Source organism: Aliidiomarina sp., from assembly GCF_022565475.1.
Lineage (GTDB): Bacteria > Pseudomonadota > Gammaproteobacteria > Enterobacterales > Alteromonadaceae > Aliidiomarina.
On the sequence record NZ_JAIUMR010000010.1, the window covers coordinates 29,969 to 50,323 of the forward strand.

The window sequence follows — 20,355 nt, forward strand, 5'->3', positions numbered from 1 at the left end:
CATATAAAAATTTATGCAGAATGGGAATATTGATAATTCATTTAAGTAAGCTTAAATGACATTTGGCTTAGGAAAGCAAACAAAAATGGAGTTTGTATGTCAGCAAATGGAACGCGGATGACTTTAGCTCGGCAGTGGGAGATATTAAAATTCCTGCCGTCGCGGTCGCCGGGATTAACGGTAAAAGAGATTACAAGTCGACTGGACGCGGAAGGTTTCAGTATTAGCAAGAGGAGTGTTGAACGCGACCTCACGGAGCTGAGTCGGATCTTCCCTATCGTCTGTAACGATAAAAGTAAGCCCTTCGGTTGGTACTGGAGTCGCGATGCCGTCGTTGACTTACCAGGTCTGTCGCTGGCCGAAGCACTGTCACTCACTATGGTTGAGAGCTTGATCAAGCCATTGCTTCCGGCGAGTGTACTCACCGCAATTACGCCGCGTTTCCGCCAAGCGCATGCCAAGCTTAAATCCCTACAAGAAGAGCATAAATTAGCCTCTTGGCAAGACAAGGTTGCTGTGGTGAATCAATTGCTGCCGCAAGTGAGTCCAGAGCTTAACCCCTTCGTTCTCGAACAAATTCAATCAGCCTTGCTGCACGAGCGTTGTCTGCAAGCGAGTTATCGTTCGCTCAAAAGTGATGTCGAAAAGCAGCTCAAATTGCACCCTTTAGGTTTGGTGCAGCGGCGGACGATGACATATTTAGTGGCCATCGCAGAGCCTTATAATGAGGCGCGTCAATTTGCGTTGCACCGATTTGTCGAGGCAACGGAGTTGGACGAGCCGCGGCAGAACCCTGTTGGATTCTCATTACAGCGGTACATTCAGGACGGAGCATTTAGTTATGGCAGCGGCCAGAGCTTTGACTTGAAGCTGCGAATTTTCAGCGAGGAAGTTGCTCGTAATTTAGCAGAGTCACCGTTGTCGAATGAGCAAGTGTTGCTCAATGGTGAAATTCCGGCGGAGCTTTCCGCAAAAGTTGATGATTCGTGGCAGTTACGCTGGTGGCTATTGTCGCTTGGAGAATTGGTTGAGGTTGTGCATCCGACGGAGTTGCGGGAAGAGATTTCGAATCGGTTACAAGAGGCGAGTCAACGCTATTTGACTGAGTAAAAAAATAGTCGAGCGAATTGAAATAGTCATTGGTTGTGAACAAAAGGGTTGCTATAGTAAAAATCAACTAATTATTAACAATCGTCGTGTGAACTTTTGCCGAATCAAATGCTTGAATCAACCACAAAGTGTCAATTGCGTGAAGTTGGACATGGGCGATTTTCTTTGCTCTGGCTCATGCTGAGTTTTGTTGTCTTGGTTAATTTGTTTACTTCTTCGGCTCTGGCGAAGGGAGATGTTCAAGCATTTCCGTTTCCAAAATTTCCAGTTATTGAGAAGCCGGTTAAGCAATATACGCTAACCACCTGGAATAGCCGAGATGGACTTCCGCATAACTCGGTCAATAAAATTACGCAAACAAAAGACGGCTATCTGTGGTTGGCAACATGGGAAGGTCCCGTTCGCTTCAACGGCCGCGAATTTCAGGTCTTCGATGATTTAGTCGAACTAGAAATGGAAGAAACGGGCGTCATTGATATTCAGCGCGATGAGTCCGGTTATGGTGTTCTTGCTGCTGGCCCTCGTGGTGGGATTACCCATTATCGTAACGGTCGTTGGCAGGCATTACCGAATGCGCCAGATTTTGTTAATGAGACCGCAACTACAAGTTCAGGTGAGGTTTGGGCCGCTGCTTCGGGCGCGGGTGTGATTCGTTATTTACCCGATGGTACAGTTCGTCAATACACAGTGAATGATGGCTTACCCGATCGCTTCGCTTTTCGCGTTCACGTGCTGCATGGCAATTCAGCAGATAATTATCAGGTTGACCAAGACTATTATGACGATGTTTGGATTGGAACCCAGCGCGGAGTTTCGCGCTATGTACCTGAAATCGATACATTTGTCCGTATTACTCACCTGCCACAAGAAATTTATCGTGACGTCATTCGATTACAGTCCGGGCACATCGCTGCGGCCAGTGCATCCGGCATCTACTTTTGTACGCCAGATGTCCAACAATGCGCTCGCTACCCAGAACAACTCGAGGGGGTGGTAACCTCGTTGCATCAAGGCATGCAAGGTGAGTTATGGTTTGGTACGTTTGCTCATGGCCTTGGCCGTATTAGTGACCATGGTGTGGATTATTTTACCGTTGAACACGGTTTACCAAATCAGCATGTTCTCGATGTATTTCAGGACTCAGAAGCGAATATTTGGGTTTCCACGCACGGCGGTTTAGCGCAATTACGTGATGCATTATTTACCAGTTTCACACGTATCCAAGGCGTGCAAGGTAATTTCATTCGCGCCGTGCAGCAAGCACACGATGGTTCCATCTGGATCGGTTCGAATGAAGGTTTAACTCGGGTGGAAGGAAATAATTTACACCCAGTCATCCCTCCTGATTTTGAAAGCATTTCGACGCTTAGTATTGCACCTTATCGTGATGCGGCCGTGTTGATTGGGTCATACACGGATGGCCTCGTATTACTTGAAGAGGACCGGGTACTGTCTCAGTTTGGCCGCGCCCAAGGTCTATCACTTCCAGAAGTGCGCGCAGTCGTTTATGACCCTGCGCAGGGGCTAGTTTGGGCGGGCTCGCCGGAAGGACTGTTTGCCTTGCGGCTGGTCGACAATGAATTTCAAGTTGAGCAAAAATTTAATGCGGCGAATGGCCTGACAGCTGATTTTGTGTCCGCACTTAAATTAGACAGCTACGGCCAGATTTGGGTCGGTTCAATTACCGGGTTAACGCGCTTGCGCGAAACGGATGCCGGCCAATGGTCTGCCGAAAGTATTGAACTGAGTCAATTTACTGTGGCGCAGAATTTTTTCGCCATTAATGAATTTGCTGGTCGCATTTGGTTTGCTTCGGATCGCGGCGTTCTCGTTCATGAATTAGATACAGAAACTTGGCAGTGGATATCGAGAGCAGATGGCTTGCCTTTTGATAAATACTTTTCAGTGACGTTTAGTGACGACGAATCGCTGTGGCTGGGCAGTAGTCGAGGAATCGTGCGAATCGAAGCAGAACAGTGGCATGGACTTCTTGCTGGTAGGTTGCACTCCCTTAGCTATACCCTGTTCGGCAGTACCGATGGCATGGTGAGCAATCAGATTAATAGCGGTGGTCCGTCGTCGATTCGTGATCAGGCAGGTAACCTATGGTTTGCCAGTGCCGAGGGTGCGGTGCGGCTCGATCCAAGGCAGTTAGTTGATCATGGTATTATGCCGCCACCTGTCGTCATTGATGGTGTGATTGTTGACGGTATACCGATTTCTGCGGCCGCAGATATGCCAGCCCGATTCGCGCGAATTGGCTTTCGTTACAGTGGACTCGGTTACCGAATGACTCGTCAGTTGCAATATCGAGTGCAGTTGCGTGGCTTTGACACGGACTGGATTCGTCGCGATCAGCAAACCTACTCGGAGTACACAGCCTTACCTTCAGGTGAATATGAGTTTATCGTACAAACGCGCTACCCTGGCTCTGAATGGTCTGAGTCAGTCAGTTATAGGTTCACCGTCGCGGCTCGTTTCTATGAATATCCGATGTTTTGGTCTGCTATTGTTATCGGTTTAATAGGCTTCTTTTATGTATTAATGCATGCGCGCTTGAAGTCTCTGGAGCGGTCAAAAAATGAGCTCAAGCGGTTAGTGCGTGAGCAAACGAAAGAGCTACAGCTGCTCGCGCATGAAGATACTTTGACACATCTGCCGAATCGCAGAGCATTTGATTTGCACTTGAAGAACGCACTAACAAAAGCTCGAAAGCTGGATCATCCGCTATGTTTAGCTATTGTCGATCTCGACCATTTTAAACAGATCAATGATGCATATTTACATGCAGCAGGTGATCGTGTGCTCATTCGTGTGGCAAGAATAATTCAAGAGAATATTCGTGAGCAGGACTATGCAGCGCGCTGGGGTGGTGAAGAGTTCGCGATTGTCTTTACGAATACGACTGAAAAAGAAGCGCTGGCAATTTGTGAACGAATTCGTTTGGCGGTAGAAAGCGCTGATTACTCAGATATTGCAAAAGGTATTAAGCCAACCTTAAGTGCTGGTTTAGCGTGTCGACAAGGTCAGCAAGATCATAGTACCTTACTGATTAACGCTGACAAGGCGCTCTATCAAGCGAAAGAGAACGGACGTAATCAGGTGTGTATTTATCGTCGTAATTAATCCTTGCACTGAATAAAGATAGTCGTTCTTCAGTGCAAGGAAGTCCGTGTTAACCGGTTACTTTACGAATCAGTGCACGGCTTATCGCACGAAATTTATCGCGTGGTGTAAACCGCTTCAAGGTACTTTTCACAACACCTTTCGTGAACCGGGTCCGTTTCGAGTAATCAATTTTCACGTCAACAAGGACAGTTTCACCGCTGCGCGCCGCCGCTAATGCTTTGTCGATCACTGAATCGATCGCTTGATTGTTTTCGAGACTGAAAAATGAACAGTCGGTCGTTTCTGCGAGTGCTTTGATGTTTAATGGTTTTAGCACGGTACAGGTTTTTCGGTTATAGGGAATCTGCTGTGCTTGAGCGATTTGTGAAAGTTCACCGTCGTTAAAGACAAAAACAACGACACCAAGACCAAGTTGACTGGCAGTGCTTAACTCTAGTCCTGTCATCTTCAACGCGCCATCACCAACGACACCGATAACTTCTCGATTGGGTTGCGCTAATTTGGCACCAATGACTGCAGGAACACAGTATCCCATCGCATTAAAATCGCTCGGCGAGATGAATTGTCGAGGGCCATGAACGGGCATTAACTCCGCCATCAAAAAGGTATGGTTACCATCGTCGGCAACAAGAATGCTGTCGTCTTCGATTGCTGAGCGGAGTTTATTAAAGAATGCTTTTGGATTGACCCGCCCGTTACTTTTGTGAGCCAGCCATTCCTCATTGTAAGCTCGTTTTTGTTCAAGAATGAGCTGGCTTAGCGCACTATTATCGCGCGCCGTGCTCTGTGTGGTGATGAGTTCTGCAAGTACAGGCAAGGCGTTTGCCGCATCACCTTGTATGGCAATCTGCGCAGGGAAGTTGGCACTAAAAACGTCAGGGTTGATATCGATGTGGATAAGCTTTTCCGGAACCGGCATGCTATAGCTTCCGGTCGGTATTTCGGCGAAGCGAGTGCCGATAGCAAGTAAGCAGTCACACTCTTTGAAAGCTTCGGTTGCTGCTGGTACCGCGTATTCACCAAAGCCCATCCCAGTATGTAACGGATGGTTGCCGGGAAAGGCACTAAGCCCTTGAAGCGTGGTGCAAACCGGCGCAGACAAATGTTCGGCAATCGCCTTGACCGAATCAACCGCATTGATGGCACCCCAACCGACAAAGATGCCGGGCTTCTTGGCTTGCGCTAATAAGTCTGCAGCCTGTTTGAGTAGTGTCTTGTCAACCTGAGCCGATGCAGCGTGGGTATTAAATGCTGGCATACCCTCGATGTCGCCAAGGAAATTACCAATATTATAGGGTAACTCGATAAAAACAGGTCCCGGCTCACCGCTCGTGGCGATACGATAGGCTTCGTAAATGGTCGGAATCACTTCGTCATGTGATTCAATCCGAAATGTTGCTTTGGTAATGGGCGACAATAACGTGTGTTGATCCATATCATGCAATTGATACTTGTGACCACTTTCGCTATGAATTCCACCGGAAATCACCAGCATGGGAATACCATCGAGACCGGCTTCGCCAATCCCACTGGCCGCGTGGGTAACGCCAGCGGCGGGAACAATGACCATAGTTCCAATCGACTCACCCATGCGGCTCACTGCATCCGCCATAAAAGCACCACCGCCTTCATGGGCAACTAATACGGGCTGGATCTGCTCAGATGCATTCAGTTCGTCATAAAGCTCGGTATTATGCACGCCGGGAATCCCAAACGTATGTTTCACGCCGAGTTGCTCGAGTGCGTATCGAGCTAATGCAGCTCCTGATTTTCTCATTATAATGCCTCGCGTTTAATAATGGCCTGTGCAGCTCGACGTCCATTCAATATACAGTTGGATAAAAACGTTCCTTCTAACGAGCGGATACCAGCAATTCCGCCGCCACCAAAACCAGCAGCTTCACCTGCGGCGTACAAGCCAGGAATCGGTTGTTGAGCATGATCCAGGACTTGAGACTCCAAATTGGTCAACATGCCGCCCATACTTTTTCGGCTAACGATGCGCTCGCGAATGGCAATTAAAGGGCCTGCTTTCGGGTCAAGAATAGGTTGAAATTTACAGGTTCTCAATTTGTCGCTGCGCCAATTTCGTAACTGCTGCAGCTTGCGCAATTGCTCATCATTCCAAAACGTTGGGCCGCGCTTAATCATCGCGTCATAAGACTCGACAGCTTGCTCAAGATCACTTTGATTGAGCAGACTATCGCCAGCGACGTGCTGCATTTTCGGCACTAACTCAGCCAAAGAATCAGCACAGACAACGTCTTCACAGTGATCGACAAGCCAGCGGATCAAAGCGTGATTACCACGTAGAGTTTGCCAAATCAGTGGTAAAAGCTTCTTGTCACGAAATAATGGGTTTTCGTCAGTTCCCGAAATTGCTAATTCTTTTGCGGCAATTTTCCAGTTCATGATTTGCCACGTGTATTGGCCGGGCTGTTTGCCGGTGCGTTTACATAAATCGTGAGTATCAAAGCCGGTGACCATGGGTTCAGGGCCAATTCGCTGACCATAAGCGTTGAGCCAGAGCGCTGAGCGCGGCGGTATTAAACTTAAGCCATGGCGTTCAAATTGCGGTTGTGGATGACTAATCCCAGCAGCGTAGTTCCACATTTGATTCAAGTTCACGACTTGACCACCGACGGCCGCAACCTGATCGTGAACACTACCGTCAGCAGCTGGAGAAACGCCATTTAGAATGTTTTCGGGAAAGGGACCGTAACACGGATCCCAATGTTGCTTCACGCGCTCAAGATTACCATTTATACCGCCACTGCAGATGATAGTTGCCTCCGCCTTCACTGCAAATGGTTGATCTAAATAAGAGCCAGTGCAGCCAATAATATGACCACTGGACTCATCGCGGCATAAACCGGTTACGCGGTGCTGAAAACAAATGCGCAGCCGACTCGCATGTTGATGTTGGCGTAATCGTTTGATCAGTGTCTGCACGACACCTCGGCCGCAGCCCCACGCGATGTGGTAGCGTGGCAGCGAATTGCCATTGCCGTGGTTGCCGCGTTCTACCCACTGGACGGCAGGAAAAAAAGAAATGCCGTACTGTCGCAGCCAGTCATAGACGTCCGTTTTACAGTGGTAGGCATATTCTCGCGCCCAGCGCTGTCCCCAGACATCGTCGTCATTAAACTCACCTGCGGTTAACCAGTCGTTCAATAACAACTCAGGTGAGTCATGGATTCTGTTTTTTTTCTGTTCATCGGTATTGATTAACAGCATGCCGCCAAACGCGTTATTCGCTTGTCCGCCGAACGCCTCTGCATGATCAGCGTCGAGCAGTGTGACGGATTTCCCATGGTTTAACAGCTCTAGCGCCGTTACAATGCCGGCGAGGCCACCACCCACGACCAAACAGTCGCTTTCATAATGTCGTTCTGTAGTCATCGTCACGAATCACTTCAATCGAGTTGTGAAGGCATTGGTTTATCTATTGAGTTTAATTTAGCAGATATTGCTAACTCATTTTTAACATTTTGCGCTAGTACGTCAAAATAGTAGGATAAGGACAGCCCCTTTATGTTCCTGAGGAAATGAATACTGATGTTTAATTTTTTCGTCAAGCTCGCGCTGGCGCCAGTGCTTCTCGTGCAAGGCCGTCGCGTGAAAAGAGAAACCCCGCGGTTACCGGAAGCCACTGGGTGTCGTTTGGGTACCATCGCGGCGACGAGCAACGATTCTAAGCACACGAAGTCACTACGTATACTTATTTGTGGTGACTCGGCTGCAGCTGGAGTGGGTGTGGAAAACCAGCAACAAGCACTGGCGGGTTGTCTTGAGCGTGAGTTACAGACTCGCTTCCCACAGTATGATATTCATTGGACTTTATGGGCAACTAACGGTGACACTAGCGCGGTTGCGTTGATTAAATTGCATCTGCGCCAAACACAGGAGTTTGATCTGGTCATTACTTCATTAGGGGTAAATGACGTGACTCGTGGGTTGGCGGACTATCGTTTCTTCCGTCAGCAACAGGCATTAGTACGCTTATTTCGAGAAAAATATTCTGCACGGCAAATACTCCTCACAGCCGTGCCGCCCATGCGTCATTTCCCAGCCTTGCCGCAGCCTCTGCGCTGGTATCTCGGTCGCCAAGCAGAACGCCTCAATGCTCAGTTGCAACGAGTTGCTCAACTTGACAGTATGGTGGAGGTTGTCGATGTTAATTTTCCACTGCAAGCGGATGTGATAGCCAGTGATGGCTTTCATCCCGGGCCGGTTGGTTACCAACTTTGGGCCAAGGCAGTTGCTGATCGAGTGAGGCAGTGAACATGCATAAATTTTCAAATTCAATGAGTTATGTCACGCTTGGTGTTGATGATTTAGAACGAGCAGTGGTCTTCTACCGCGATGGCTTAGGGCTAAAAACGAAAGGGATTGTCGGCTCTGAACTTGACCATGGGGCTGTAGCTTTCTTTGATTTTCAGCCGGGTTTAAAGCTTGCCTTATGGCCACGTAAAAGCATTGCTGAGGAATGCAATGTTTCGGCTTCGAAGCCTGATCCGGCAGCGTTTATGCTAGCGCATAATGTGCCAACGCGTGCACATGTCGATGACATTATTGCCCAAGCTCGAGACGCTGGGGCTGTGATTGTTAGGCCCCCCAAAGGATTCGCTTGGGGTGGTTATGGTGGTGTCTTTCAGGATCCAGACCAACATCTTTGGGAAGTGGTCTGGAATCCTCATGATGGCTCGGGTGAACCGGATGAAGTTTGTTGAACGCTTGCGCTAAGCTCGTTTCAGGCGTAACGCGTTGGTGAGGACAAAAATACTCGATAATGCCATCGCTCCAGCGGCCAACATGGGTGAAAGCAAGATCGCAAAAGTCGGGTAAAGTACGCCTGCGGCAACGGGGATCAAGCTGGTGTTGTAGGCAAACGCCCAAAACAGATTCTGCTTGATATTGCGAATGGTTTTGCGGCTTAAAGTGAAGGCCGTGACAACGCCACGGATGTCACCACGCATGAGCACGACATCGGCCGACTCAATCGCGACATCGGTGCCGCTACCAATAGCAATACCGGTATTCGCTTCTGCAAGCGCGGGTGCATCGTTGATACCATCGCCGACAAAAGCAACGTCGCCAAATTGTTGGCGTAATTGCTGAACGGCGTCAACTTTGCCCGCAGGCATTACTTCAGCAATAACTTCGTCAATACCCAGCTGCCGCGCGATAGCTTTCGCGGTGCGCTGGTTATCGCCGGTAATCATGGCTACTTTCAAGCCTGCGTCATGAAAAGCAGAGATAGCTTCAGCAGTACCTTCACGGATTGTATCCGCAACTGCAATGACGGCAGCGAGGCGACCGTCGATGGCAACATACAAAGGTGATTTTCCTTCGTGACCGAGTCGTTCAGCTTGTTCATTGAATGCAGAGATATCGATTTCCTTCTCAACCATCCACCGATCGGCACCAACAAACACTTCGTGGCCACGAACAGTTGCGGTGACACCCATACCGGTAACACTGACAAACGCATCTGTAACCGGTACCACAATACCTTCGTCGTCGGCCGCGGCAACAATTGCCTGAGCGATCGGATGTTCGGAGTTGCTTTCAACCGCTGCGACTAAAGCCAGCGCATCTTCGCGTTGAAAACTATTCGTGACCACAAAGTCAGTGAGGGTAGGCTTACCCTCGGTCAAGGTACCCGTTTTGTCGAAGGCTATGACGCGGCTATTTCTGAGCGTTTGTAATGCTTCACCTTTGCGAAAGAGAACTCCTTTTTCAGCAGCGCGTCCGGTCCCGACCATAATGGATACCGGAGTAGCAAGGCCCATCGCACACGGGCAGGCGATGATTAATACCGCCACTGCATTGACAATGGCGAAGGTTAAAGCGGGTTCCGGCCCAAAAATCATCCAGACGACAAAAGTGAGGGCGGCGAGACTGATGACAACCGGTACGAATACAGCTGTCACTTTGTCAACCAAAGCCTGCACCGGTAACCGCGCACCTTGTGCTTGCTCCACGAGGGCAATGATTTGTGCCAGCATGGTGTCAGCGCCCACTTTCTCGGCGGCAAACGTCAGTGTTCGGTTGCCATTCAATGTGCCACCAACAACCCTATCACCGACGGCTTTTGCGACCGGTATTGGTTCACCAGTGAGCATGGATTCATCGACAAACGACTCACCTTCACGGACGATACCATCGACCGAGATTTTTTCACCGGGCTTGACGAGAATGACATCGCCAACTTGAATGTCTTCGATGGCAAGGTCAATCCATTGCCCGTCGCGTTGCACTCGAGCTTGTTTGGCTTGTAGTCCAATCAGGCGTTTAATCGCGTCACCAGTGCGGCCTTTGGCACGCGCCTCAAGAAAACGTCCAAGCAGTATGAGCGTTATAATAACAGCAGCGGCTTCATAATAAACATGCTGGGTATTGTCTGGCAGTATGCCGGGCAGATAGGTCGCAACGACGGAGAAACTCCAGGCCGCCGCGGTCCCTAATGCGACTAATGAATTCATGTCGGGTGAACCGCGTAACAGAGCAGGAATACCGACTTGATAAAAACGACGGCCGGGAATTACTAGAACGAGGGTGGTGAGGATAAATTGCAAGTTCCAGTTGATGGTTTGACCGAGGTTATGCTCAACCCAGTGGTGAATTGCAGGAACAAAATGACTGCCCATCTCGAGCACGAATACAGGCAAAGTCAGCAAAAATGCGAACCAAAAAGAGTGTTGTAAGGACTTTAGTTCTTTTGCCTTCTGGCTTTGAACTTGTGACTCGCCGTTCTCATAGCGGTGAACTTCAGCTTGATAACCACTTGCCTTTACTGCGGCAATCAGCTGTTCAGGTGGACATGTGCCGCTAATCATAGTGACGGTTGCGGTTTCACTGGCTAGATTAACCCGAGCAACAAGTACTCCGGGGAGTTTGGCTAAAGACTTTTCGATTTTATTGACACATGAAGCGCAATGCATGCCGATTAGACTTAATTCAATACTTTCGGTGCGGGTCGGGTAACCTGCGGACTTGAGCGCATTCGCCACCGCAGGAAGTGTTGCTGGATCAGTATAACTGAACTGCGCTCGTTCAGTGGCTAGGTTAACCGAGACATTTTCGACGCCAGAGACCTGGTCAATGGCACTCGTCGCTCTTCTGACGCAGCCTGCGCAGGTTAACTTGGTAACGGGAATTTGAATGGTGTTGACTTGATGATCAGACATAAACAATGAGCTCCTGCACAATAGTTTAGATCAACCATAAACCTTGACACTAGGTGAAGGTCAAGCCGATCCATTCAGTTTGTTTAGAATCGGACAACTCGGCGACTGATCGCCGGGGCAGAGCTCAATCAATAGGTTTAATTCTTTCGCAAGCCATTGTAGTTGGTCGATCTGTTGTTGCACCTTCGATAATTGTTGATTTGCGAGTTCTTTGACTTCTCGGCTGGCACGTTGCGGATCCGCACGTAATTGGACGAGTTGCTTGATGTCACTGAGCGAAAACCCAAGGTCACGCGCATGCGCAATAAACCGGTAAGTAGAAATATCACTCTCGCCATAGGTTCGATAATCTGCGGCAGTCCGCTGCGGTGCAGGCACGATTTGATTCGCTTCATAATAACGGATCATTTTGGCAGTCAAACCCGTCGCATTGGCGAGCTGGCTAATGGTTATATTCATAAACTGGTCTGTGTCAATTATTTGTAATTCCGGCCTATACTATAGAACTTATTCGCGAGGAAACCTAGTTGAGGAATAATGAGAGACTTAGAACTAAAGATACCCCCCTTAGTGCTCGTGGTGATCTGTGCTTTGGACATGTGGTTGCTCAGTTGGATTTTTTCGTTCTGGAGTTTCACAGTCGCTAACCTGTGGATCGTGTTGAGCTTTGCCATTGGCACATTGTTCGCATTCTTCGGCGTTGTTGAGTTTAAACGGAAGCAAACTACGGTAAACCCGATGCACCCAGAAGAAACGTCACAAATAGTCGCGACCGGCGTTTATCGTTTGACAAGAAACCCAATGTACTTGGGGATGTTACTTTGGTTGCTGGCTTGCGGTTTGTATTTAGGGAGCTGGGTCGGTTTGCTGATGCTGCCGATTTTTGTTGCTTATATGACGCAGTTTCAAATTAAACCCGAAGAGCGTCAATTAAAGTTTTTATTCGGCGATGAATATCGGCGTTATCAACAACGAGTTCGGCGTTGGCTCTAAAAGAAGAAAAGGGAAGCAGGATTCTGCTTCCCTCAACAAGATTAGAATGCGTAACTAAGACCGATACGCATTGAGGTCTCTTCTGAATCACGCGAAACACCAACCAATCCATGGAAGTTATTGGTGAAGCGATAACGACCTTGAACACCGAATTCAGTCTCTGAGGTGTCAGCGATATCGGTATAGCGAACAAATAGACGCGATTCAAAGTTCGGGGTGAGCATGACATTGATACCGGTGGCGCCAAAGAAGCCGGTATCATCATAGCTTTCGCGGAATGAGCCAACGCCAGTAGCGGAAACTCGAGCTGATGCGTCAATGTAAGCTAAACCACCTTCGACAAACCAATCCATGTTGCTTTGCATTGCGTGACGATAACCAAGGCCGAAGCTCAATAAATCGGCGTCAAACTTCACGCGCACGGTCTCACCGCTAAAGCTTTCAGAATAGCTGTCAGAAACATTGGTGTATGAACCTGACAGGTAAAGGTTTTCGTTGAGAAGCTTGCTGAGTTCAAAATTAAAGCCATCTAAACTATCACTACCGGTGCCAAACTTCACATAGTTGAAATTTGCGTAGTCGTAGGTGAGGTCTGTTGCTAAAGCATTACCTGACAACAATAAGGCGCTCGCTAACGCAGAGATTTTTAATAATTTCATATTAACTTCCTTTTCAATTACTGGGGTTGAGAATGAATCACAGTGTGATTGTGTTGCTTGGCGAGAAATGTAGAGGATTGTTAAATGAACGGCAATAGCGTTTGACAAATGCTGACAAAGTTATGCCGTGAGAAGGAGTGAGAAAGCAAAAAGCCCCGCTATTGCTAGCGGGGCTTTTCAAATAATGGTGCCCAGAGGCGGAATCGAACCACCGACACGGGGATTTTCAATCCCCTGCTCTACCGACTGAGCTATCTGGGCATGCCGTTGCATCTTGCGATGCGGGCGGTATTAGACTCGTTTTCGCTGAAAGAGTCAAGGCTTGAGCAGCAAACAGATAGAAAAACCGAACTGCTTGCTGCAAATTTCGCCAAGCGCTCTGACTTACGGGCGAATTTGTCCATTGCCGGTGACAACGAACTTCTCAGTCGTTAATGACTGCAAGCCCATTGGGCCGTATGCATGTAATTTCGACGTTGAAATACCAATTTCCGCACCGAGGCCAAGCTGGCCGCCATCAGAGAAACGCGATGACGTATTCCACATCGTCACTGCGGAGTCGATATCGGCAATGAAGCGACGGGCGGTTTGCTCATTTTCAGTGCAAATGACATCGGTATGACCACTGGAAAACTGGTCTAAATGCTCGACTGCATGGTCATAGTCCTTGACAGTACGAACTGCAATTTCGAGCGCTAGGTACTCCTCACCAAAGGCATCATCAGCAATGACTTCGGCCCCGTCAAAGTGTGGCATTGACTGAGCACAGGCATGTACTTTGACGTCTTTTTCGGCGAGTGCAGCTGCTGCCATTGGCAGGAAGCGATCGGCAACGTCAGCATGCACCAACAGGCCTTCTAGGGCATTACACACGCCTGTCCGTTGGGTTTTACCATTCAACAGAAGCGCCAGAGCTTTGTCGAGATCCGCATCTTTGTCGACGTATAAATGGCAAACGCCTTTGTAGTGCTGTATCACAGGTATTTTACTGTTGTCGCTGACGTAGTGAATTAAGCCTTCGCCGCCGCGCGGGATCACTAAGTCGATATGGTCACTTTGCTTTAAAAGTTCAGCCATCAAGTCACGGTCTGGCGTCGGCACCACGGTCACTACGTCTTTTGGCAAGCCGCTGGCTTCGATGGCACTATGCATGGCCTCAGCAATGATTTTACTGGTACCGATTGCTTCGCGACCACAACGTAGAATGACGGCATTGCCTGACTTAAAGCACAGGGCACCAGCGTCGGCAGTCACATTTGGGCGCGCTTCGTAAATCATGCAAATCACGCCAAGCGGAATGCGCATTTTGTCGACGCGCATGCCATTTGGACGTTCTTCCAGCAGATAGCTTTCACCAACAGGGTCGGGTAAAGCAATAATCTCTTCAATCGCACTGGCCATGTCTTCGATTCTAGCTTCATCGAGCGCGAGGCGATCCATCATTGCTGCATCAAGACCTTTTTCTTGACCAGCGACGAGATCATCGGCGTTTGCTTTGAGAATCGCCGGAGTATGCTGGCGAATGGCGTCGGCCATTTTTTGTAACACCGCATTTTTTTCGGCTGTTGGTAAAGTAGCGATAGCGCGAGCCGCTTTGGCAGCACGCTGTGAAATTTCTTGGGCTAGTATTTGGTTACTCATTTTTTGCTCCATAACATTAAATCGTCGCGGTGAATGACTTCGCTGATTGGGCTATACCCATAGGCTTCAGCGATGGCGGTGTCGGTCTGTCCTTTAATATGAATCAGCTCATGGGAGCTATAACGACAGATACCTTTTGCGATCGTTTCCATGTTTTCTGCACTACGGATGAGTACTGCATCGCCGCGATCGAAATTTCCTTGTATATCGACGATACCCGGACTGAGTAACGAACTGCCTTCTTCACGCAGGGCTTTAATCGTGTCTGAATCGACTAAAATTTCGCCCTGAGCAATTAAGGTGTGGCGCAGCCAATGTTTCTTATTACTCAATGGGTTTTCTTTGGCTTTAAATAAGGTGCCGGGGTTTTCATTACGCAGCAAGACTTCAAATTTACTGCCTTTCCGGCCGTTGAGGATATAGGTGTCAATGCCATGGGTCGTTGCTTTCTCTGCAGCTTCCACCTTAGTGCGCATGCCACCTGTACCCACTGCACTTGCCGAACCACCGGCGAGTGCGTAGATGTTCTGATCAATTTCATCAACCACAGGGATGAGTGTAGCGTCCTTATGCTTGTTCGGGTCTTTGTCAAACAAACCATCGATATCAGAGCAAATGAAAAGTGCATCAGCGTCAACGACGGTCGCAACCATAGCAGCGAGATTGTCGTTGTCACCGACTTTCAAATCATCCGTTGCAAGTGCATCATTTTCATTGGCAATCGGCATGATGCCATGCTCGAGTAATGCGTTAACGGTATTACGGATGCTGATGTAACGCTCGCGGTCACGAAGATCGTCATGCGTCATGAGGACTTGAGCACAGGGGAAATCAAAAAAGCGCGCCCAGCTTTCCATTACTTGGGTTTGTCCAACAGCCGCCATGGCTTTTTTGAGGACAACCGGAACCGTTTTTTCTTCGTGGTTAAAATGATGTCGGCCTGCTGCAACGGATCCAGAAGAAACCAAGACAATTTCTTGTCCGCGCTCACGGCATTCATTAATGAAGCGAGCGATGGCTAAAAGATATTTTGAACTGCAACCGTTACCATCTGGCGCGATTAGAGCACTGCCGACTTTAATCACTGCTCTTCGCCAGGCTGGGATTTTCATAGGGACTCCCTGTTAGTCAATCGAGCTGTATATACTAGCAAAATTGACCTTTGGCCTCTACCGCAAACGCGGTTAAGAGCAGGTAAACGCCATTTTCATTGCTTATAGGGGGTATTCATCAGATTTTTGCTATGCATAGGCTGGATGTGTTAATGAATCGCCAGTGCCTGAGTAATTAAGCAAGCGAACTGCATAAATGTGATATATGGCTAAAACACGAGTTTTCGTGGCGAGCTGCAATGGTTTGCAGCTCTGACAGTGAATATCGGCTGTGAAGTCGGTGTTACGCTATTTACTTGGCGGCGTGTAACCTTCAATATCGACGTCTTTGCCTTCAAAAAGAAACCCTTCCATTTCTCGCTCAAGGAAAGCCCGTGCATCGGGATCCATAAGGTTAAGCCGTTTTTCATTAATCAACATTGTTTGTTTCTTCTGCCACTCAGCCCATGCTTCTTTAGAGATATTCTCAAAGATTCGCTGCCCTAAATCGCCGGGGTAGAGTTGAAAGTCCAGTCCATCGGCTTCTTTCTGCAAGTATTGACAAAATACGGTACGTGCCATGATTTAATTTCCTCATTACCAAGCGCTGGTGAACGCGGTGGATAATTCGCCGCTGTAATCGAGGCTTGCATCTTAGCATAGCCAAAGCTTCTGAAGCAGCAGTTGTTGGTCAGTTTCTGCGTCTGAGTCGCGCGCTGTTGTTATTCTTGCAACTGTTGCTGAATAAACTTCCGAATCGGTGTGGGCATCCCCACTTGTTCAAGCTGCTCTTGATCAATCGCCTTTAGATCACGTGGCTGCGACAAGGTTTCATTGAGTTCAAGCGCTTGCACTTGCCAAACCTGAGCGCGCAGCTTGTAGTGGCTAAACGTGTGGAGAAATTCGCCAACTAAATTGGCGTTTTCCGGAGCACTCTCAAGTTCAGGGAGGGCCCATAACGTCGCCCAGATGCCTTGTTCTGGACGACGCTCGAGCCACAAACCATCGCGTTCGAGTTGCCAGAGAAAGTGGCCATGACGTGTTGGCAGTGTCTTTTTTGTTTTTGGGTTGGGAAACTCCGCCACCCGATTCTGCAGTTTTGCTTGGCAATGTCGCACGAAAGGACATTTTTCACAGTTTGGACTTTTGGGTTTACAGACTGTTGCGCCTAAATCTAAGAGACCTTGAGCAAAGTTGCGATTGTTTTGGTTTGGTGTGAGATGCTCTGCAAGTTGCCAAAGTGTTTTATTGACAGCGGTACTCAGCGGCTGTCCGGAAATGGTGAAAAGGCGACAAAATAGGCGCCGAACATTGCCGTCGACAATGGGTCCATAGGCGTCGAATGCAAATGCGCGAATGGCGCCTGCAGTATAGCGACCGACGCCGGGGATTTTCTCCAGTTCAGTAAGCTCCTGAGGAAATTGACCGTCGTACTCATTCACCAGATACCGCGCAGCTTTCTGCAGATTTCGCGCCCGCGAGTAATAACCTAGACCTTGCCATAAGGCCATCACCTGATCTTCTTCCGCGGCGGCTAACGTCGGCAAATCAGGAAACGTTTCCATCCAGCGCTGGAAATAGGGAACGACAGTGCTCACCTGTGTTTGCTGCAACATAATTTCGCTTACCAGAACACGGTAGGGTGTCGCGGGTTGCTGCCACGGCAAATCGTGGCGACCATGTTGTTGTTGCCAAGCGAGCACACACTGAGCGAAGCCATCGGCTGTCAGTGAGAATGCTGGTAAAACGGACTTTTCATTACTTTTTTTCGGTGAACTCATGGAATTTGCTTGTTTTTTCGGCAGCGAGTTGGATAATGGCGACCCATTTTAGACTTCATCCGACGAGTGTAACAGGTTCAATGACCATGGCAGAGCAAAAATCACCATTAATGACCAACGACGAACAGCAGTCAACGGGCGAACGCTACATGCGGCAGATTCGCAGCTTTGTTCGCCGCGAAGGCCGCCTCACGAAAGGACAGGCTGGTGCGCTCGAGCGCCAGTGGCCGACTATGGGTATTGAGTTTCATGGTGAAGTGCTTAACCCGTCGACCTTGTTTGGCAATGACCATCCGGTTGTCCTCGAAATCGGTTTTGGCATGGGTAAGTCACTTGTGGCGATGGCGAAAGCAATGCCAGAGAAGAACTTTATTGGTGTTGAAGTGCATCGACCGGGCGTCGGAGCCTGCTTGCTTGAAGCAGAAAGCCAAGGCGTTAGTAACTTAAAAGTGATAGAGCATGACGCGGTTGAAGTGCTGAAAGACTGGCTTCCAGATCATTGTTTAGACGGCGTGCAGATCTTCTTTCCTGACCCATGGCATAAAAAACGTCACCATAAACGCCGCTTAATTCAGCTTGAGTTTGTAGCGTTATTGCGGACTAAATTGAAAGAGGGTGGTGTTCTTCATTTGGCAACAGATTGGGAAAATTATGCGGAGCATATGCTCGAGGTGATGAGCGCAGCGCCGGGCTTCGAAAACCAAGCCGCAGATGGAACCTATATTCCGCGCCCAGATGAGCGCCCGCTGACAAAGTTCGAGCAGCGTGGACACCGGTTAGGCCATGGCGTGTGGGACATGAAGTTTACCGCGACTGTCTGATTAAACTGATTGTATTCTATGGAGTCCCAAGCATGCAGATACAGCTTGGGATTTTTTAATCGTCGAGGAGATCACTCAGGACTTGGTTTAAATACAGTCGACCTAATGCTGTGGTTTCCCAAGACTGCTTATGGCTAACGATAAAGCCACGTTGAATTGCGTCGCTCAATGCATTTTCGGCAGCTTGAATCGGCAGTCCAGTAAAGGCGGTAAAGTCCGACTTTGGCACAGGTTCAAGGAGCCGCAGTCGATTCATGAAAAACTCGAAACACAAGTCGCTGTCACTGACCTGCCAATGCTTATACAGATAAGGTCGCGTTAAGTCTAAGTAACCGCGTGGATGCTTTATTTTTTCGCTGCGCATAATTCGTCCTTCGGCTGGCAGCGTGATCTTGCCATGCGCACCACAACCAATTCCTAAGTAGTCACCAAAGCGCCAATAATTAGTGTTGTGGCGACCTCGATGACCCGGCCAACCATAAGCACTGACTTCGTATTGCTCGTATCCTGCCGCCGCTAGGCGTTGATGCCCTTGTTCATAGATTTCCCACAAGAGATCGTCATGCGGTAACTGCGGCGGTTGACTGGCAAATAATGTATTTGGCTCGATGGTGAGTTGATACCAGGAAATGTGGGGTGGGTTCAGCGCGATAATGCCGTCTAAATCAGCCATTGCTGTCGCCAAAGTTTGATCGGGAAGGCCGTGCATTAAATCGAGATTAAAACTTTTTAATGGCAAGATGCTTGCGTGTCGAGCTGCCACTCGTGCCTGTTCGGGGTCGTGAATTCGACCCAAGCGCTGAAGCTGTTCGGTTTGAAGGCTTTGAACACCAATCGACAAGCGATTAACACCGGCGTCGACAAACCCTGCAAAACGTTCGGTTTCAAAGGTTCCAGGGTTGGCTTCCAATGTGATCTCGATATCATCAGCAAATGGAATTCGTTGTTCGATTCCTTGTAAGAGACGCTGAATGCCGGCCGCAGAAAATAAGCTCGGTGTGCCACCGCCGATAAAAATTGAGTGCAGTTCGCGCCCTTGTACGAAGGCTAGATCTTGCTCGAGATCATCCAGCAAACAAGCAATGTACTCGGCTTCCGGTATCACATTCGGTTGCGCGTGCGAATTAAAATCGCAATATGGGCATTTTTGTACGCACCAAGGAATGTGCACATAAAGACTGAGTGGAGGCAGTTGCAACACCATCGGTGAACTCACACTAAGCTGTTCATGAGCAAGTTAAGTGCTTGCCCACGGTGACTGAGTTGTTTTTTTAAATCGGCAGTAAGCTCAGCTGCGGTGCACTGTTGCTCAGGCACCCAGAAAATGGGGTCGTAGCCAAATCCGCCTGTACCAGCGGCTGCAGTGGTAATATATCCAGGCCAACGACCATGACAAACAATGGGCGTGGGATCATCTGCTGAGCGCATATATACCAAGACACAATGGAATTGAGCTTGCCGTTGTTCCTGAGGAACCCCCGCAAGTGCCGCCAATAATTTCGCAATATTCGCTTGGTCTTTTGTCAGCAGCTGGCCATCTTCGTCGGTTGTCGAAAACTTCACGTTATCATCAAGTTGTGCGTAACGCGCTGAGTAGATGCCGGGAGCACCGGATAAATAGTCAACTGCAAGTCCAGAATCATCCGCGAGTGCTGGTAAACCAGTTGCAGCACAGGCATGACGTGCTTTAATGATGGCATTCTCAATAAAGGTTTTACCGGTTTCCTCGGCATCGCTTACCTTAAACTCGGTTTGTGGGATCACGTCCCAGCCGAAAGGCGCGAGTAAAGCAACCAGTTCCGCTACTTTCCCTGCATTTCCGGTGGCTAGTACCAGTTTTTTTTTAGGTTTATCATTAATATTTTGATTTTCTGGCATAATTTTCATCAATGACGCAAATAAATTTATGCGGCGAATTATAGCGCACTTCTTTGCCT

General features: G+C 48.7%; 17 protein-coding genes and 1 tRNA gene. 6 read left to right on the forward strand and 12 right to left on the reverse strand.

From position 1 onward, the window contains the following. Positions 1 to 96 precede the first annotated feature (96 nt). Complete coding sequence (locus LAT77_RS09545) at positions 97 to 1,110, forward strand: WYL domain-containing protein (RefSeq protein WP_290564335.1); 1,014 nt, start codon at positions 97 to 99, stop codon at positions 1,108 to 1,110. A 108-nt stretch (positions 1,111 to 1,218) separates the two neighbouring features. Continuing rightward, a complete protein-coding gene (locus LAT77_RS09550) occupies positions 1,219 to 4,236 on the forward strand; it encodes a ligand-binding sensor domain-containing diguanylate cyclase (protein ID WP_290564336.1) in 3,018 nt (1,005 codons plus the stop codon). A gap of 49 nt (positions 4,237 to 4,285) precedes the next feature. Here LAT77_RS09550 and LAT77_RS09555 read toward each other — a convergent pair whose 3' ends face one another. Continuing rightward, positions 4,286 to 6,016 carry a thiamine pyrophosphate-binding protein gene (locus tag LAT77_RS09555; RefSeq protein WP_290564337.1) on the reverse strand — a complete coding sequence of 577 codons (1,731 nt, stop codon included), beginning with the start codon at positions 6,014 to 6,016 and terminating at the stop codon, positions 4,286 to 4,288. After that, positions 6,016 to 7,641: an FAD-binding dehydrogenase gene (locus tag LAT77_RS09560; protein WP_290564338.1), complete on the reverse strand. Its 1,626-nt coding sequence runs from the start codon at positions 7,639 to 7,641 to the stop codon at positions 6,016 to 6,018. Before LAT77_RS09560 ends, LAT77_RS09555 begins: the two co-directional genes overlap by 1 nt. A gap of 156 nt (positions 7,642 to 7,797) precedes the next feature. Here LAT77_RS09560 and LAT77_RS09565 point away from each other — a divergent pair, with 156 nt between their 5' ends. Continuing rightward, positions 7,798 to 8,523, forward strand: coding sequence for an SGNH/GDSL hydrolase family protein (locus LAT77_RS09565; RefSeq protein WP_290564339.1), 726 nt, complete (start codon positions 7,798 to 7,800; stop codon positions 8,521 to 8,523). A 2-nt stretch (positions 8,524 to 8,525) separates the two neighbouring features. After that, a complete protein-coding gene (locus tag LAT77_RS09570; protein ID WP_290564340.1) occupies positions 8,526 to 8,972 on the forward strand; it encodes a VOC family protein in 447 nt (148 codons plus the stop codon). Between the two features lie 9 nt (positions 8,973 to 8,981). On the opposite strand, the gene LAT77_RS09575 is transcribed toward LAT77_RS09570, so the two are convergent. Continuing rightward, complete coding sequence (locus tag LAT77_RS09575) at positions 8,982 to 11,432, reverse strand: heavy metal translocating P-type ATPase (RefSeq protein WP_290564341.1); 2,451 nt, start codon at positions 11,430 to 11,432, stop codon at positions 8,982 to 8,984. A gap of 60 nt (positions 11,433 to 11,492) precedes the next feature. Continuing rightward, positions 11,493 to 11,891 carry a MerR family DNA-binding protein gene (locus LAT77_RS09580; protein WP_290564342.1) on the reverse strand — a complete coding sequence of 133 codons (399 nt, stop codon included), beginning with the start codon at positions 11,889 to 11,891 and terminating at the stop codon, positions 11,493 to 11,495. Between the two features lie 78 nt (positions 11,892 to 11,969). Between LAT77_RS09580 and LAT77_RS09585 the strand changes: the two genes are divergently transcribed. Then, the gene (locus tag LAT77_RS09585) at positions 11,970 to 12,425 is read left to right on the forward strand and encodes an isoprenylcysteine carboxylmethyltransferase family protein (protein ID WP_290564343.1); all 456 of its coding nucleotides are present in this window, start codon (positions 11,970 to 11,972) and stop codon (positions 12,423 to 12,425) included. Between the two features lie 41 nt (positions 12,426 to 12,466). On the opposite strand, the gene LAT77_RS09590 is transcribed toward LAT77_RS09585, so the two are convergent. The 6 genes from LAT77_RS09590 to mutY form a co-directional block, all read right to left on the reverse strand. Continuing rightward, positions 12,467 to 13,084 carry an outer membrane beta-barrel protein gene (locus LAT77_RS09590; protein ID WP_290564344.1) on the reverse strand — a complete coding sequence of 206 codons (618 nt, stop codon included), beginning with the start codon at positions 13,082 to 13,084 and terminating at the stop codon, positions 12,467 to 12,469. 185 nt (positions 13,085 to 13,269) lie between these two features. Next, positions 13,270 to 13,345, reverse strand: a tRNA-Phe gene (locus tag LAT77_RS09595). A 123-nt stretch (positions 13,346 to 13,468) separates the two neighbouring features. Beyond that, positions 13,469 to 14,725, reverse strand: coding sequence for a glutamate-5-semialdehyde dehydrogenase (locus tag LAT77_RS09600; RefSeq protein ID WP_290564345.1), 1,257 nt, complete (start codon positions 14,723 to 14,725; stop codon positions 13,469 to 13,471). Next, entirely contained in the window at positions 14,722 to 15,837 is a 1,116-nt protein-coding gene (gene proB, locus LAT77_RS09605; protein ID WP_290564346.1) for a glutamate 5-kinase, read from the reverse strand. Before proB ends, LAT77_RS09600 begins: the two co-directional genes overlap by 4 nt. A 288-nt stretch (positions 15,838 to 16,125) precedes the next feature. Beyond that, the gene (locus LAT77_RS09610) at positions 16,126 to 16,398 is read right to left on the reverse strand and encodes an oxidative damage protection protein (RefSeq protein WP_290564347.1); all 273 of its coding nucleotides are present in this window, start codon (positions 16,396 to 16,398) and stop codon (positions 16,126 to 16,128) included. A 140-nt stretch (positions 16,399 to 16,538) separates the two neighbouring features. After that, positions 16,539 to 17,597: an A/G-specific adenine glycosylase gene (gene mutY, locus LAT77_RS09615; RefSeq protein ID WP_290564348.1), complete on the reverse strand. Its 1,059-nt coding sequence runs from the start codon at positions 17,595 to 17,597 to the stop codon at positions 16,539 to 16,541. Positions 17,598 to 17,683: 86 nt separating this feature from the next. On the opposite strand from mutY, the gene trmB reads away from it, so the two are divergent. Beyond that, entirely contained in the window at positions 17,684 to 18,418 is a 735-nt protein-coding gene (gene trmB / locus LAT77_RS09620) for a tRNA (guanosine(46)-N7)-methyltransferase TrmB (protein WP_290564349.1), read from the forward strand. A 55-nt stretch (positions 18,419 to 18,473) separates the two neighbouring features. Here the strand turns inward: trmB and hemW are convergent, their stop codons facing one another. Together hemW and rdgB are read right to left on the reverse strand one after the other, a co-directional pair. Continuing rightward, positions 18,474 to 19,622, reverse strand: a complete 1,149-nt coding sequence (hemW, locus tag LAT77_RS09625; RefSeq protein WP_290564397.1) for a radical SAM family heme chaperone HemW — start codon at positions 19,620 to 19,622, stop codon at positions 18,474 to 18,476. 8 nt (positions 19,623 to 19,630) lie between these two features. Next, entirely contained in the window at positions 19,631 to 20,296 is a 666-nt protein-coding gene (gene rdgB / locus LAT77_RS09630; RefSeq protein ID WP_290564350.1) for an RdgB/HAM1 family non-canonical purine NTP pyrophosphatase, read from the reverse strand. Positions 20,297 to 20,355 lie beyond the last annotated feature (59 nt).